The sequence below is a fragment of the Methyloversatilis discipulorum genome, from assembly GCF_000385375.1.
Taxonomy (GTDB): Bacteria; Pseudomonadota; Gammaproteobacteria; order Burkholderiales; family Rhodocyclaceae; genus Methyloversatilis; species Methyloversatilis discipulorum_A.
This window is the reverse complement of sequence record NZ_ARVV01000001.1, coordinates 3344719-3357891: the sequence shown is the minus strand read 5'-3', so window position 1 is coordinate 3357891 and position 13173 is coordinate 3344719. Positions and strand designations below refer to the sequence as shown.

Annotated in this window: 12 protein-coding genes; 10 read left to right on the top strand and 2 right to left on the bottom strand. The window is 68.3% G+C overall.

Annotated elements, in window-relative coordinates; genetic code table 11:
* Positions 1 to 66: 66 nt before the first annotated feature.
* From METRZ18153_RS0115675 to METRZ18153_RS0115665, 3 genes are read left to right on the top strand one after another with little or no spacing between them, the layout of a single operon-like run.
* Positions 67 to 2418, top strand: coding sequence for a DNA internalization-related competence protein ComEC/Rec2 (locus METRZ18153_RS0115675; protein ID WP_020165617.1), 2352 nt, complete (start codon positions 67 to 69; stop codon positions 2416 to 2418).
* Positions 2419 to 2454: 36 nt separating this feature from the next.
* A complete protein-coding gene (locus METRZ18153_RS0115670; protein ID WP_020165616.1) occupies positions 2455 to 3366 on the top strand; it encodes an alpha/beta fold hydrolase in 912 nt (303 codons plus the stop codon).
* Positions 3366 to 3923 (top strand): DUF1415 domain-containing protein, encoded by a 558-nt coding sequence (locus tag METRZ18153_RS0115665; RefSeq protein WP_020165615.1) that lies wholly within the window; start codon positions 3366 to 3368, stop codon positions 3921 to 3923. Before METRZ18153_RS0115670 ends, METRZ18153_RS0115665 begins: the two co-directional genes overlap by 1 nt.
* A gap of 15 nt (positions 3924 to 3938) precedes the next feature.
* Here METRZ18153_RS0115665 and METRZ18153_RS0115660 read toward each other — a convergent pair whose 3' ends face one another.
* Together METRZ18153_RS0115660 and METRZ18153_RS0115655 are read right to left on the bottom strand one after the other, a co-directional pair.
* Positions 3939 to 4211: a hypothetical protein gene (locus METRZ18153_RS0115660; protein WP_020165614.1), complete on the bottom strand. Its 273-nt coding sequence runs from the start codon at positions 4209 to 4211 to the stop codon at positions 3939 to 3941.
* Between the two features lie 54 nt (positions 4212 to 4265).
* A complete protein-coding gene (locus tag METRZ18153_RS0115655) occupies positions 4266 to 5588 on the bottom strand; it encodes a GAF domain-containing sensor histidine kinase (protein ID WP_232416065.1) in 1323 nt (440 codons plus the stop codon).
* A 239-nt stretch (positions 5589 to 5827) separates the two neighbouring features.
* Between METRZ18153_RS0115655 and METRZ18153_RS0115650 the strand changes: the two genes are divergently transcribed.
* From METRZ18153_RS0115650 to METRZ18153_RS0115620, 7 genes are all read left to right on the top strand, one after another.
* Positions 5828 to 6598, top strand: a complete 771-nt coding sequence (locus METRZ18153_RS0115650; protein WP_020165612.1) for a pseudouridine synthase — start codon at positions 5828 to 5830, stop codon at positions 6596 to 6598.
* 430 nt (positions 6599 to 7028) lie between these two features.
* Positions 7029 to 8705, top strand: coding sequence for a DUF2341 domain-containing protein (locus METRZ18153_RS0115645; RefSeq protein ID WP_020165611.1), 1677 nt, complete (start codon positions 7029 to 7031; stop codon positions 8703 to 8705).
* A gap of 15 nt (positions 8706 to 8720) precedes the next feature.
* On the top strand, positions 8721 to 9131 hold the full coding sequence (locus tag METRZ18153_RS0115640; protein WP_020165610.1) for an ExbD/TolR family protein: 411 nt from the start codon (positions 8721 to 8723) through the stop codon (positions 9129 to 9131).
* 263 nt (positions 9132 to 9394) lie between these two features.
* On the top strand, positions 9395 to 9799 hold the full coding sequence (locus METRZ18153_RS0115635) for an ExbD/TolR family protein (RefSeq protein ID WP_020165609.1): 405 nt from the start codon (positions 9395 to 9397) through the stop codon (positions 9797 to 9799).
* Positions 9799 to 10503 carry a TonB family protein gene (locus tag METRZ18153_RS0115630; RefSeq protein ID WP_020165608.1) on the top strand — a complete coding sequence of 235 codons (705 nt, stop codon included), beginning with the start codon at positions 9799 to 9801 and terminating at the stop codon, positions 10501 to 10503. Before METRZ18153_RS0115635 ends, METRZ18153_RS0115630 begins: the two co-directional genes overlap by 1 nt.
* Before the next feature lie 34 nt (positions 10504 to 10537).
* Positions 10538 to 12196 carry a putative porin gene (locus METRZ18153_RS0115625; RefSeq protein ID WP_020165607.1) on the top strand — a complete coding sequence of 553 codons (1659 nt, stop codon included), beginning with the start codon at positions 10538 to 10540 and terminating at the stop codon, positions 12194 to 12196.
* Between the two features lie 2 nt (positions 12197 to 12198).
* Entirely contained in the window at positions 12199 to 12861 is a 663-nt protein-coding gene (locus METRZ18153_RS0115620; RefSeq protein WP_020165606.1) for a hypothetical protein, read from the top strand.
* Positions 12862 to 13173 lie beyond the last annotated feature (312 nt).

Genomic DNA, 13173 nt, shown 5'->3' with positions numbered 1-13173 from the left:
CCGGCCGCGGGTGGCGGAGGGTGTTATCGATATATGCCATATGGGTGGTTGAGCGATAATTGACGAATGTCCATCCGTCTCGCATCGTCACTGGTGGCCGGCGCCTTCCTTGCGTCGCGGCTCGAACGGCTGCCCGACTTGCCGGAGCTCGGCGCGCTGGCGGTGCTGGCGCTGGTGTGCGTGCTCGCCGGTCGCCGCTGGCGCGCGCTGTCCTGCGTCGGGGCGCTGCTGGCGTCGTTCTGCTGGGCGGCCGGCTGGGGGCTGACGCAGCTCGACCGGCGTCTGGACAGCGTGCTCGAAGGACGTGACCTCGACATCGTCGGCGTCGTTGCCGGCCTGCCGGTGCGCATCGAGCGCGGCCTGCGCTTCGATTTCGAGGTCGAGCGGGCGCCGCCGGGTGTGCCGGCGCGCATCGTGCTGAACTGGTACGGCGCGCGCGGCGAGCAGGCGTCGTTGGCGCGCCCCGCGTTGCCGGCCGGCAGTCGCTGGCAGCTGCGCGTGCGACTGAAGCGGCCGCACGGCAACATGAATCCGCACGGTTTCGATTACGAAGGCTGGCTGTTTGCACGCGGCATCGGCGCCACCGGTCATGTACGTATCTCCGGCGACGCCGTGCCGCGCATGCTGGAGGCCGAGGCGGCGGGCGTCGGCTACGCGGTGCAGCGCGCGCGGCAGGCGGTACGCGAGCGCTTCGAACGCGCGCTCGGCGTGGTCGACGGCGTATCCGTCACCCATCCGTGGGCGGGGGTGCTGATCGCGCTGGCGATCGGCGACCAGCGCGCCATTCCGCCGGCCCAGTGGGATCTGTTCGAGCGCGCCGGTCTGACCCATCTGGTGTCGATCTCCGGCCTGCACGTAACCATGGTGGCGGCGCTGGCCGGCTGGTTGTGTGCTGCGGTCTGGCGCCGCGTGCCCCTGCTTGCGCTGCGCTGTCCGGCGCAGCGGGCGGGTGTGCTGACCGGGCTGCTGGCCGCCACCGCCTACTGTGCGCTGGCCGGCTTCGGCATTCCGGCGCAGCGCACGCTGATCATGCTCGCCACCGCCGGCCTTGCGCTGCTCGCCGGGCGCTTCTCGTCGCCGTCGCGCGCACTGGCGCTGGCGGTCGCTGTCGTGCTGCCGCTGCATCCGCTGGCGGTGATCGACGCCGGTTTCTGGCTGTCCTTCGGTGCGGTGGCCGTGCTGTTCTATGCCGCAGCCAGCGGCGTCGGCGCCCGTCATCCGCTGCGTCGCTGGCTGCAGGCGCAGGCGGCGATCACCGTCGGGCTGGCGCCGCTGACGCTGGCGCTGTTCGGCCGCATGTCGCTGCTGGCACCGCTGGTCAATCTGTTCGCGATACCGCTGGTCAGTGGCCTGATCACGCCGCTGGCCCTGCTGGCGGTGCTGCTGCCCGTCGACCTGCTGCTCATCTGTGCGCATGCGCTGACATCGGTGCTGATGAGCATTGCGGCAACGCTGACGACGCCGGACTGGGCGCTGTGGCACGGCGCAGCACCGCCACCGTGGGCGGTGCTGGCCGGTGTCGCAGGCGCTGCCTGCGCGCTGGCGCCAGCCGGGTGGAGCGGGCGCGTACTCGCATTGCCGCTGATGCTGCCCTTGCTACTCTTCGCGCCGCCGCGGCCGCTGGCCGGCAACATGACGGTCACCGTGCTCGACGTCGGGCAGGGGCTGGCGGTGCATGTGCAGACGGCGGCGCACGACCTGGTGTTCGATACCGGACCGCGCTACGGCGCCGAAGCCGACGCCGGCGAGCGCTTGCTGCTGCCCTATCTGCGCGCCAGCGGCGTGCGCCGGCTCGACCTGCTGCTGGTCAGTCACGCCGACAGCGACCATTCGGGTGGCGCCGCCTCGCTGCTCGACGGCATGCCGGTCGAACGTGTGCTGTCGTCGGTGCCGGCGCACGACGGGCTGCGGCTGCTGCGGCCGGATACCGAGGACTGCGCCGCCGGGCAGCGGTGGGTGGCCGACGGCGTGCTGTTCGAACTGCTGCACCCGCCGCCGGGTGCGGTGAGGCGCGGGGCGCGCTCGAGCAATGCGCTGTCATGCGTGCTGCGGGTGCAGTCGGTGCACGGCGGCGCACTGATCACCGGTGATCTGCTGGCCGACGGAGAAAGCGAGCTGGTGGCGGCAGGCGCGCCGCTTGCTGCATACCTGCTGGTCAGTCCGCACCACGGCAGCCGCACTTCTTCCACGCAGGTCTTTGTCGATGCGGTCGCGGCGCGCGAGGTGGTGCATGCGGTCGGCTACCGCAACCGCTTCAATCACCCGCACCCGGCTGTCGCTGCGCGCTACGAGGCCTCTGGCGCGACCCAGCGGCGCAGCGATCACGACGGTGCGGTGCGCTACCGCTTCACGGCGGCGGGCATCGCGATCGAACGCAGCCGCGAGCAGGACGCGCGCTACTGGCACAATCGGTTCTAGGGGCCAGGGGTTAGGGGCAAGAGGCTAGGGGGCGACATGGGCGTGATCGACAAGGTGGCGGGGTGGTTCGGGCGGGCGCGGGTGAGCGAACAGCCGCGGCTGCTGCACGTGCAGTGTGCCAACCCGAAGGGGCTGCACCGGATGGCCTATGCCGAGTGGGGCGAGCCGGACAACCCGCGGGTGCTCATTTGCGTGCATGGGTTGACCCGGGTTGGCCGCGATTTCGACTTCCTTGCGCAGCGCCTGTCGCAACATTACCGCGTCGTCTGCCCGGACGTGGTCGGGCGCGGCCGCAGCGACTGGCTGCCGGACGCGGCAGGCTACGGCGTGCCGCAGTACGTCGGCGACATGGTGACGCTGATCGCCCGCCTCGGCGTCGAACAGGTGCACTGGTTCGGCACCTCGATGGGTGGCCTGATCGGCATGGCGCTGGCCGCGCTGCCGCAGACACCGGTCACGCGCATGGTGCTGAACGACGTCGGTCCGGTGGTCACGGCGGTCAGCCTGCGCCGCATCGCCGAGTACGTCGGCAAGGCACCGAAGTTCGCGTCGCTGGACGAGGCCGAGCGCTACATCCGTGTCGTCAGCGCGCCTTTCGGCCCGCTGACCGACGCGCAGTGGCGCCACCTGACCGTTCACGTGACGCGGCCGTCGGCGGAGGGCGGTTTCGAAATGGGCTACGACCCGGACATCGGCAAGCCGCTGGCCGCCATGCAGTTCCTCGGCGACATCGAACTGTGGAATCTGTACGACGCGATACGCTGCCCGACGCTGTGCGTGCGCGGTGCACAATCCGACCTGCTGACGCACGACACGCTGACGCAGATGAGCGCACGCGGCCCGAAGGCACGCACGCTCGAAATACCCGGTGTCGGTCACGCGCCGATGTTCATGGACATCGCGCAGACCGCGCCGGTCGAACAATTCCTGCTGGAAGATTCTGTCTGATGAACAAGGATGAAGTCATCGCCGCCACCCGCAACTGGATCGAGAAGGCGGTCATCGGGCTCAATCTGTGCCCGTTCGCCAAGGCGGTGTATGTGAAGGAGCAGGTGCGTTACGTGGTGAGCGAGGCGAAGCACCTCGACGGCCTGCTCGAAGACATCGACCGCGAGATCGACTTTCTCGCCGCGGCCGATCCACAGCAGGTCGATACCACGCTGATCATGCACGCCTCGCTGCTCGGCGATTTCCTCGATTTCAACGACTTCCTCGACATCGTCGACGAGGCCGTCAGCGAGCAGGGTCACGAAGGCGTGATCCAGGTCGCCGCCTTCCACCCGCAGTGGCAGTTCGCCGAAACCGAGCCCGACGACATCGGCAACTACACCAACCGCGCCCCGTTTCCGACCATACACCTGCTGCGCGAGGCCAGCGTCACGCGCGCGGTCGATGCCTTCCCCGAAGCCGAGAGCATCTACGAGCGCAATATCGAAACGCTGCAGAAGCTGGGCATCGACGGCTGGCGCGCGCTCGGTCTGCCGGACGGGCGACGCGAGCGCTGAGCCGCGCCGCAGCGTTCAGTCGAACTCTGAATAGGTGTTCAGTTCGGCACTCAGCCTGGCCCAGTCACAGGCCTGGTGGTGCAGCCCCGACGGCGTCGGGATGTCGATGGCGAAGCTGCGGCCGTCGGCGCTGAGCAGGCCGGTGCCGTGGATCGCCGGCCCGTCCGGATGCGCCGGGTCGCGCACCACCACCTTCATCGGACGCCCCGGCACGGCGGCTTCGAGCCGCAGGCGGTTTGAGTGATTCGTCAGATCGACGATGTATTCACACGTGCGTGCATCAGTCATGACTCACCTCCCGCTGGATGGTGCTGTCAATCTAGCACCGTCGGCGCCTCGATGTCAGGCGGCGGCCGTTTCCGGCTCCGCCACGCGGGTGAGTGCGCCGGCGCGCGCCAGCGGCATTTCGACGACGAAACGTGCGCCGCCGCCAGCCGCCGACTCGGCGCGGATGCGCCCGCCGTGGCGCGACACGATGCGCGACACGATGGCCAGGCCCGCGCCCACGCCGGGATGTTCGGCCGCCGGATGCAGGCGTTCGAACACGCGGAACAGCCGGTGCGCCTGCGACGGGTCGAAGCCGGGGCCGTTGTCGCTGACCGCGTAGCAGGCGCGGCCCGGTTCTATCCAGCCTTCCACCGTCACTTCGCTGCGCGGTTGCGCGCGTGAGAATTTCAGCGCGTTGTCGATCAGGTTCTGCCACACCTGACGGAACAGCACCGGGTCGGCCAGCGTGTCGGGCAGGGTGCCGATGTCGACCTTGACGCGCTTGTCGTCGCGGTAGCCGGGGTGCGAGGCGATCACCTCGCGCACCAGCGCGGCCGGGTTGATGCGTTGTACCTGTGGCGACTTGCTGCCGATGCGCGAGAAGTCGAGGATGGCGTCGATCAGCTCGCCCATGCGCACCGTGTTGGCGACGATGCGGTCGAGGTACAGGCGTTGTTCGTCGTTCAGGCTGGCCGCCGCCTCTTCCATCAGGATGCGCGAGAAGCCGTCGATGGCGCGCAGCGGCGTGCGCAGATCGTGCGCGCACGAGTAGCCGAAGGCGGCCAGATCGTCGTTGAGCTGGCGCAGTTCCAGCGTGCGCGCGGCGACGCGTTCTTCCAGGTGTTCGTTCATGTCGCGCAGGCGGCGTTCCGACGCTTCGAGTGCGCGCCGCGTGCGCTCCTGACGCAGCGTGGCGCGGCGCAGTTCGAGCTGCGACACGACGTGTCGCGCCAGTGCCGCCAGCGATTCGATCTGCCCGGCGCTGAGCTGGCGCGCCACGTGATCGGCCACGCACAGCGCGCCGACCGCATGACCTTCCGGCGTCACCAGCGGCGCGCCGGCGTAGAAGCGGATGTGCGGCGCACCGGTGACCAGCGGATTGCCGGCGAAGCGCACGTCGGCGTGCGTATCCTCGACCACGAACACCTCGCGCTGAGCGATCGCGTGGCTGCACAGCGCAATGCTGCGCGGCGTCTCGTCCGGCCCGCCGCCGGTACGCGCCTTGAACCACTGGCGGTCGTGGTCGACCAGGCTGATATAGGCCATCGGCGTGCCGCACAGGCGGGTCGCGAGCAGCACGAAGTCGTCGTAGAGCGGATCGGCGTCGGTATCGAGGATGGCGTATTCGGCCAGCGCGGCGAGGCGTGCGGCCTCGTCCGGCAGGGCAGGGGCAGGCATGAAGGTCATGGGGCGGCTCTGTTCTGTGTTGTGTTGTCGTCGGTCTCCGACACCATCGCCGCCGGCATCGTCTGGTGCGGCCGGTCGGCGTGTGCGGGCAGGCCTGAAAGGGCCGAGCGGACGCGATGGTGCCCGGGCGGGCAAGCGCAGGTGTTGATCCCGGACAAGGGATGCGCCCTTCGCGCCACGGCGCGGCGCCTTCGGGCATGATCCGCGGCGACCCCTGAACCAGTCCTCCCATGCTCGACATCCTCTACCGCGACGCGCAGATGATCGCCATCGACAAGCCGTCCGGCCTGCTGGTGCATCGCACCGCGCTCGATCGCCACGAAACCGAGTTCGCGGTGCAGCGGCTGCGCGACCAGATCGGCCAGCGCGTGTGGCCGGTGCACCGGCTGGACCGCGGCACCTCGGGCGTGCTGGTGTTCGCGCTCGACGCCGCGTCGGCGCATGCGCTGGCGCAGCAGTTCGCGCAGCACCTGCCGGCCAAGCGCTATCTCGCGGTGGTGCGCGGCCACCCGCCGGAGTCGGGCGAGATCGACCACCCGTTGCGCCGCATCGACGACGCGATCGACCCGCGCGGCGCACGCGAGGGCGCCGAACCGTTGGCGGCGCAGCCGGCCGTCACCCGCTACCGGCGCCTGGCCGTGGCCGAAATGCCGGTGGCGATCGACCGCTACCCGAGCAGCCGCTACGCGCTGGTCGAGGCGATGCCGCTGACCGGCCGCACGCACCAGATCCGCCGTCACCTGAAGCACATCGCCCATCCGGTCATCGGCGACGCCAGTTACGGCAAGGGCGCGCACAACCGCTACGTCGCCACGCTGTGCGGCGAGTCGCGGCTGCTGCTCGCCTGTATACATATGCATATCCGTCACCCGCTCAGCGGCGCCGGCATCGAACTGCGCTGCGGGCCGGGTGCGGCTTTCGAGCGGCTGGCAGAGGTGTTCGGGTGGGATGCGGAGGTGCTGAGGCCGGAGGCCGTGCATCCGCTGCTTGGCGGTCAGTAAGCTGATTCACGCGCGTCCGGCAGTGCACGCTGTGCGGGCGGTCTTCTGACTGCGACAGCGGCCTGTATCGGAGGCTGGGGACTGCAACCGCCGTGTCGCGGTCAGAAGACCGCTCCTACAGTAGGTGCGCACGATCCGCCACGGAAGCCATGATTCTGTGGGAGGGGTCCTCTGACCCCGACAGCAGCCTGTATCGGAGCCGGTGGACTGCAACCGCTGCGTCGCGGTCAGAGGACCGCTCCTACAAGGGGGCGCCTGACCGGTCGCCGGAGCCGGTGATCTGAGAGGGCCGCCAGACTGGTCCCGCGCCGCGTCCAGCATCGATGCGCAAGTCGCGATAGTCCGTTCGGACTATCCATCCCCATATTTCATGTCATGGCAAGGACACCTTGGGCCGCGAGAATCCGGCCTGAAATTTTCCCTGCCTGCCATGAAAAACATCATTGCCTTCGGCGCCCTGCTGGCGCTTGCCCCTACTTTTGCCAACGCCTGGTGGGACGAGGCGTGGACCGCCCGCCGCACCGTCACGCTCGATACCTCCGCCACCGGTGTGGCGATCACTGCGCCGCAGTCGTCGGTGCCGGTCGCCGTGCGGCTGCACAGCGGCAATTTCGACTTCACCGCGGCGAAGGAAGACGGCTCCGACCTGCGTTTCGTCGCCGGTGACGACAAGACGGTGCTGAAGCACCACGTCGAGCGTTACGACAGCCTGAACGAGCTGGCGGTCGTGTGGGTGCAGGTGCCCTTGATCGCGCCGGGCCAGAGCACGACGCTGTATGCCTACTTCGGCAACGCCGCGGTCGGCGGCACGCCGGACAGCAAGACGACCTGGGACGGCTCGACTGTCGGCGCCTGGCAGTTCGCCGAAGCGGCACCGCTGGCTGACGCGTCCGCCAGTGCGCTGACCGCAGCCGGCACTGTCACGCTGCAGAAGGCGGCGCTGCTCGGCGACGCGGCGATCTTCAACGGCAGCGCGCTGCGCGTGCCGGCTGCACCGCAACTGGCCACCTCCGCCGGCGGCGCGTGGACGATGTCGGCCTGGATCAAGCCGGCGGCAGCGCAGCAGGCCACGCTGTATGCGCAGGGCACGCTGACGGTGAAGGTCGAGGACAGCGCCTATGTGCTGAATGTCGGCGCCACCCGTGTGGCGGGCGGCGCGCTGAAGCCGGGTGCCTGGCAGCACGTCGCGGCGACGGTCGGTGGCGGCAAGGCGACGCTCTATGTCGATGGTCAGCCGGTTGCTTCGGCCGATGCCACCTTGCCGGCTGAACAGGCCGAGGTGGTGATCGGTGACGGCTTCACCGGTGAACTGGACGAGCTGCAGCTGGCGAACACCGCGCGCAGCGCCGACTGGATCAAGCTGGCCGCGGCCGGGCAGGGCGCTGACGCGACCTTCGTGACGGTGCGCGAAGACGCCGTCGAGGGTGAAGAAGGTGGTCACAACTACTTCGGCATCCTGATCGACAACCTCACCGTCGACGCCTGGGTGGTCATCGTCATCCTCGCCGTCATGTTCGTCATCAGCTGCTGGGTGATGATCGCCAAGGCCTTGCTGGTCGGCCGCATCGACGGCGACAACCGCGCCTTCCTGCAGCGCTTCCGCGGCGCCAGCACCGACTTCCTGACGCTCGATCAGGGCGCCACGCACAAGAGCTCGTCGCTGTTCCGCCTGTACGGCGCCGGTCTGCGCGAAATCCGCAAGCGCTTCGACGCGCAGGGCGAGGCGGCCGGCCTGACTGGTGCGTCGATGGACGCGATCAAGGCATCGATCGACGCCGATCTGGTGCGCGAGTCGCACAAGCTCAATTCGCAGATGGTGCTGCTGACCATCGCCATTTCCGGCGGCCCCTTCCTCGGCCTGCTCGGCACCGTGGTCGGCGTCATGATCACCTTCGCCGCGATCGCCGCGGCGGGTGACGTGAACGTGAACGCCATCGCGCCGGGCATCGCCGCCGCGCTGCTGGCCACGGTGGCCGGCCTCGCCGTCGCCATCCCGGCGCTGTTCGGCTACAACTACCTCGCGTCGCGCATCAAGAACATCAGCGCCGACATGCAGATCTTCGTCGACGAGTTCATCACTCGCGTCGCTGAAGTTCACGGCCGATAAGGGCACCAGCGCGCCATGTCCGCCGACGTCAAGGACGACAACCAGCCCTACGACGAAATCAACGTCACGCCGATGCTGGACCTGGCCTACGTGCTGCTGGTGGTGTTCATCATCATGACCACCGCCTCGGTGCAGGGCATCAAGGTCGAGGCGCCGCAGACGCAGGCCGGCGGAAGTCTCGCCAAGCCGCAGACCAAGGCCATCACCATCACCGCCGCCGGCGACGTGTTCCTCGACGCCTACCCGGTCGACATGGCCACGCTCGAAGCGCGGCTCGGCCAGTACAAGAGCGCCAACCCGGCGCTGCCGGTGGTGCTCAAGGGCGACGCCGCCGCGCACTACGAAAAGGTGTCGGCGGTGCTCGAAATCTGCAAACGGCTGGACATCACCGAAGTCGGGCTGGTGACCAGGAAGGTCGCGGGGTGAGCGTGGCCTCAGTTCATTTCGCGCTTGCGCGTGCGAATCCGGCCGGCCGGGACAAGGCGCACCGATGCAGCCTGACTGGCTGTCAGGCAAAGAGGTGCAACGCGGGACCGGGCGGACAGATTCGTGCGCCCCTCGGGGTCGAGAGCGCACTCAACGCGCTGACGTCCTACGCAACGCGATCCTGCCGCGCATGCGGCGATGGCTCCGATCGCACTGTCCTGCGCTCTCGACGCATGGGCGAAATGAACTGAGGCCACGCTCCAATGCAGATCAATACCGAAGCCAAACCCTACGACTCGATCAACGTCACGCCGATGCTGGATCTGGCCTACGTGCTGCTGGTCGTGTTCATCCTGATGACCACCGCCGGCGTGCAGGGGCTGACGATGACGCTGCCCAAGCCGTCGAACAAGCCGAGCACCGAACAGCACGAAGTGAAGATCGTGCAGGTGATGGAAAGCGGCGCGCTGATGGTCAATGGCGTCGGCGTCACGCTGGACCAGCTCGAAGGCCAGCTCAATGCGGCGCGCGCGCGCGATCCGAAGTTCAGCGTGATGATCCGCGGCGAGGCGCGCGCGCCCTACAACAGCGTCATACAGGTGGTCGATCTGGTCAATCGCATGGGCATAGCGAACGTCGGTCTCATCACCTCGCGGATCGGTACCTGATGAGCGCGCTGGCCGAAGACTCCGTCGATCTGTCGCGCGGCGCGCGCGCGCTGCGCCTGGTCGCGCTGCTGGTCGGCATCGCGCTGCTGGTCGCGGCCGGCATGTGGCTGAAGGACCTGTTCTCGAAGCCGTCGGCGCCGACGCGCCAGGTGACGAAGATTTCCATCATTCCTGACACACCGCCGCCGCCCCCGCCTCCGCCGAAGGAAGAGAAGCGCCCCGAGCCGCCGAAGGACATGAAGGAGGTGAAGGTCGAACAGCCCAAGCCGGTCGAGGCGCCGCCGCAGCAGGCCGAACAGCTGAAGATGGAAGGCGCGGCCGGCGACGGTCCCAGTCCGTTTGCCGCCGGCAGCGTCACCAACGAATACAGGGGCGGCGACGTCGGCACCACGATAGGCGGTGGCCCGGCCAAGCCGAACCGAATGCAGTACGCATTCTTCACCAACGCGCTGCAGCGTCACATCCAGGACGAGCTGGCGCGCAACCGAGAAGTGAAGCTGCTCGATTACCGCGTCACCGTCGCCATCTGGCTGGGCCGCGACGGCAGCGTGCGGCGGGCCGAACTGGTGGACAGCACTGGCGACGACAAGGCCGACGCCGCGCTCTCTGCCGCGCTGGCGCAGATGCGCGCCTTCCGCGACGCGCCGCCGTCCGACATGCCGCAGCCGATACGTCTGCGCATCACCAACCGGATGACCGGTTGACGCACCCGATACACGACACTCCGGAACCGAAGTGATGAAGAAAGCCCTGCCCACGCTCGCGCTCGCCGCGCTGTTCGCACTGCCCGCGCAGGCGAACGAAGGCGCATCGATCGACACCTTGCGCCAGACCACGATGAACCTGATCGACGCCCTGGTTGATACCGGTGTGCTCACCCGCGAGAAAGCCGACGAACTGATCAAGGCGGCCGAAGCCAAGGCTGCGAGGACGGCGGCGAAAGCGAAGAAGGACAGCACCGTGCGCGTGCAGTACGTGCCGGAGTCGGTGAAGGCGGAGATACGCGAACAGCTGAATCAGGAAGTGCTGGCCCAGGCGCGAACCGAAGGCTGGGCGGCGCCGAACGCGATTCCGGAGTGGACGGAGCGGATCAAGATCGAGGGTGATCTGCGGGTGCGTTACCAGGACGACAGCTTCCCGAAGACCAACACGCCGATCGCCGGCTTCGCGCCCGGTGCGGCGGGCAATCCGGCCGCGCTGAACACCGACTACCCGTTCGCGACGCGCTTTCCTGCCGGCGTCGATCTGGACGACAACGGTCTGCCGACCGGCAACGCGACCGACGATGTGAACCGCCTGCGCCTGCGTGCCCGTCTCGGCGTGCTGGCCAAGATCAACGACACCGTGAGCGCCGGCCTGCGCTTCACCACCGGCAACGTGACCGACCGCGTATCGACCAACCAGACCTTGGGCAGCGGCTTCAACAAGTACAGCTTCCTGGTCGATCGCGCCTACATCAAGTTCGATCCGGTGGAGTGGGCGTCGGTCAGCGGTGGTCGCATCCCCAACCCGTGGTTCTCGACCGATCTGGTGTGGGACGAGGACCTGAACTTCGACGGTGTCGCGGTAAACCTGCGCAACGTGACGCCGACGCAGTCGCTGCGTCCTTTCGCCACCGCCGGCTGGTTCCCGCTGCGCGCCGACAATCCGCCGAACGCCGAGAAGCAATGGCTGGCCGGCGGTCAGATCGGCGCCGAGTACGACCTCAGCAGCTCGACCCGCTTGCGCGTGGGTCTGGCGAAATATCACTACAGCCGGATCGAGGCACGCACCGACACCAACTTCGATGCGATCGGTCCGCTGCCTGGCTACGGTCGCTACGAGCACTCCTCGGCGCTGCGTCAGAAGGGCAACACGCTGGTGCTGACCAACCCGGGTGCTGGTGCCGCCTTCGGCGAGACGGCGCCGATCTACGGTCTGGCATCGAAGTTCGAGCCCTGGGTGCTCACCGCCACCGCCGACCTTGCCCACTTTGATCCGGTGCATGTGCTGCTGTCCGCCGAGTACGTGAAGAACACCGGCTTCGATCGCGGCGACATCCTGCGCCGCACCGGCCTCAACCTGACCGATGGCAAGGACACCGCGTATCACGTGCGCCTGATGGTGGGCATGCCGTCGGTGCGCCTGGCCGACGACTGGCAGGTGTTCGCCTCCTACAAGTACATCGGGTCGGATGCGCTGATCGACGGTTTCACCGACTCCGACTTCGGCCTCGGCGGCACCAACCTTAAGGGCTTCGTGCTCGGCGGCAGTTACGGCCTCTACCGCGACACCGCGGTCGGTCTGCGCTGGTACTCGGCGCGCAACATACAGGGCATGACCTACGACCCCGCCGTCATCGCCGGACAGCGCTACGAGGTCGACACCGTCATGGTCGACATGAACGTGAGGTTCTGACGATGAAGATGCCGCTGATCGCATGTGCGCTGCTGCTTGCCGCCGGCCCTGCGCTGGCGCAGAACGCCTCGCGCGAACAGGAACAGCTGCGTCGCCTGCGCGCACAGGCGCAGCAGCTGCAGCAGGCGCTGTCGGCCGAACAGCAGCAGCGCCAGGCGGCCACCGCCGAACTGCAGTCGCTGAAGCAGACGCAGGGCGCCGAACTGGAGAAGCTTGGCGAAGAAGCGCAGTCCGCTCGCCGTCGCGCCGGCAGCGTGCAGAAGCAGCTCGACCAGGCGCAGCGGGAACTGGACGAACTGCGCGCCGCGCACAGCGCGCTGACCGCCCGCCACGAACAGACGGCCAGCCGCCTGGCGGAGCGTGAGCGCGATCTGGGCGACACGCGCAACACGCTTGCCACGACCGCGCGCGAACTCGAACAGACCCGGGCCCGCGCCGGCCAGCTCGGCAGCCGCCTCGACCAGTGCACGCAGGACAACGTCGCCCTCTATCGCACCGGTATCGAAATGCTGGACCGCTGGCGCGACCGCACGCTGGGCGAACGCACCGCACAGGGCGAGCCCTTCACCCAGATCGGCCGCGTCAAGCTCGAGAACCTGGTCGAAACGTGGCGCGACCGGCTCGACGAAAAGCGCATCGGTGCCGCGCCGTCGGCGGCGCGCTGACGGCGATTGCATCGTCCTTGCTGCTGCACCTGCACATGGTTTTCGCGCCTTTCGGCTCGCGACGGCTCATCGCCCCAACCTTTTGCCAGCGGGGTTTTCCGGGGTGCGGACTACGCGGAGTGGGCCGTTCGGACTACCAATCGCCGGTCGTCCTGAAATGTTTTCGTCACCTGCGCTGACTACCTTGCGCCGGGTACCCGAGGACGGATTTCTTTACAGCACATAGTCCGATCGGATCATCAATTTTTCCGCCGGACAGCGGGTGCATGTAACGCACCCCCCGCACGATTCACCTCGCTTCCTCGTGGAGCA